Origin of the sequence: Candidatus Erwinia dacicola, from assembly GCF_001756855.1 — a bacterium.
GTDB classification, from domain to species: Bacteria; Pseudomonadota; Gammaproteobacteria; order Enterobacterales; family Enterobacteriaceae; genus Erwinia; species Erwinia dacicola.
Genome location: NZ_MAYS01000553.1, coordinates 1 through 2,471, shown reverse-complemented (window position 1 = coordinate 2,471; position 2,471 = coordinate 1). Strand labels below are relative to the sequence as shown.

3 protein-coding genes are annotated in these 2,471 nt (G+C 30.8%); all 3 read left to right on the top strand.

Features of this window, described 5'->3' with window-relative positions; genetic code table 11:
* Positions 1–1,032, top strand: a 1,032-nt coding sequence (locus BBW68_RS13725; protein ID WP_222563095.1) for an EpsG family protein, incomplete at its 5' end; no start/stop codon positions are given.
* A 1-nt stretch (position 1,033) separates the two neighbouring features.
* Entirely contained in the window at positions 1,034–2,074 is a 1,041-nt protein-coding gene (locus BBW68_RS13720; protein WP_070135774.1) for a glycosyltransferase, read from the top strand.
* A gap of 24 nt (positions 2,075–2,098) precedes the next feature.
* Positions 2,099–2,471: glycosyltransferase family protein (locus BBW68_RS18530; RefSeq protein ID WP_148127694.1), on the top strand; the 373-nt coding region annotated here is incomplete at its 3' end.

The following is a 2,471-nucleotide window of genomic DNA, read 5'->3' as shown; positions in this document are numbered from 1 at the left end:
CCCAGATCCAATGATATGATTATTATAAAAAAAAGTATTGTTTACATTCTTTTTTTTTGTTTGTCTTTGATTATGCTTATGGTGGCAACGTTTAAACCGGTGGGCTTAGACTATGACTCTGGTAACTATCAAAATGCTTTGTTATCTTTTCAAAACGGGGTAAACGACATATCAGAACCAGTATTCATATTTTTTGCCTGGCTCGATAGTTTGATTTTTAATAATAATATTCATGGGTTATTTTTTCTTTATGCTTTGATTTCAGTGCCCATAAATATGGTGGTGATATATAAATATTCAAAATCACCATTACTTTCACTAATTGTATATACTTGTCTATATTTTATTCTTCATGATTTAACACAAATAAGAGTGGGGGCGGCAGCAGCAGTGTTTTTGCTTGCTATACCGGACCTAATATCTGGCAACAAAAAAAAATACATCATAAAAGTATTTATTGCAAGCATGTTTCATTTTAGTTCGGTTATTTTAATTTCTCTTATTTTTCTAAGCAATAAGAAGGTAAATGCTAAGTTTTTTGTTTTTTCACCAATGGTGGTATTATTATTCACTTTGTTTACCAGTAATACATATCAAATTTTAATTGATATATTTAATTTTCTTCCAGCACCGATAGGACCGAAGGCTGCTAATTATGTTTTAAATCTCCAGCTTCTAGGGAAGTTTGATAACGTAAATGTTTTTAGTAAAATTACACTTTGCACACTATTCTTTTTTACACTATATTTTTATTCCTTATTGAAGTCTGATAAACCGACTGAATTTGATATAATCTATTTTAAAATAATGAGTGTCATGCTTACAGTGTTTTACTTTCTGTCATCTGTTCCTGTATTAGCATCCAGAAGTTTTGAGTTATTAGGTGTGTCTTTAATTTTTTCATTACCTGCACTATCTCTTAGATTTAAACAAAAAAGACTTGTAGGTCTGGTCATTATCATGTGGTGTTTTGTTTATTTATATGTTGTTAATTTAAAGTTATTGAATTTTGAAATGTTAGGGACTCTATAATATGACTGATAACCATCGAAAATGTTTATTCATTTTACTGAATTGGAACGGTACAGAGGATACTTTAGCTTGCTGTGAAAGTTTAGCTCAAGATAATGAGTTATATGATGTTCTAATTATTGACAATGCATCTGATGAAATGAAATATAACATGCTGTTTGAGGGTATGCATAATATTGCATACGAAATAAAAGATGTGCAACCAGATGTTAATGGTTTATTAGGAAGATATGAAATAGAGGTAGTGATTTTTTTTAAAAATAGGAATAAAAACTTTACGTTAATTAGATCTTCTGTCAATCATGGTTTTGCAAAAGGATGTAATCTAGGGACGCTATATGCTGCTGAAAAAAATTATGAGTATATTTTATTTTTAAATAATGACACTGTTGTTGAAAGTAACTTTTTTCCCATTATGAAGAAAACTTTAGAAAAATGCGATGCTGTTATACCACAAATTAGGTATTACCATGATAAAAATTTAATTTGGAATTGTGGTGGCAATATCACTAAGTATGGTAAGCGTATTTATTTTTTTGCGAATAAAAAAATAAATGACGTTCAGATTGAAGATAAAGATTTCCTGATATCATTTGCTACAGGTTGTGCCCTAATGTTCAGGACGCATTTTTTTATAAAACTTGGTCTGTTTAGTGAGAAATTTTTCTTCGGTGAAGAGGATGTTGATCTTGCGCTGCGAATGAAAGCTGCTCGCGCCAAAATATTATGTTCTCCTAAAGCAGTTATATACCATAAAGTAGGGGCTAGTTTAGCAGGGGATAACGATAGAGCGATTAATAAGTCATATATACACTACCTTAATAGATTTGTTAATATGAAACTTCATCTTGGAATTGAGTGGTGGCTTTGGATTTTCCCTTCTATAATAAAAGTAATGATTAACAATAAAAAAATAAGCAAATTGAAGTTAAAAAGCAATATTATTTTTACAATGAATTTACTCTTTGATGCTATAAACCTCAATTCTGTTGATAAAGCCAAATTCCAAACAGTAATAAAAAAAGGCTATCCTAGCGCTTAATTATCATTATTTATGTAGGTAAAAATGAACATTGCAATTGTAATTCCTACCCTAACAATTGGTGGGGCCGAACGATTAGCTATAGCTACTGCTGAGGAACTTAATCGCCAAGGTAACAAGGTGACGTTAATTTCTCTATCCTCCAAAGGAGAGTCAAGGCCGCGTGACGTGATAGGGTTACACTTAATTACCAAAAAAAATAAGGTTTTGGCGCTAGTTAATTTTATCAAAAAGAATAACATTCAAGGATGCGTAAGCTATCTTGAAAGAGCAAATATGTGCTGTTCCTTGGCTTGCTGGCTTACAAGTATAAAATATTGTGCATCAGTCCATACAGCTCCTGTTGCTGCTTTCAAAAAAAGAAAATTATTAAATAGAGTAGTGATAAAGTTAACAT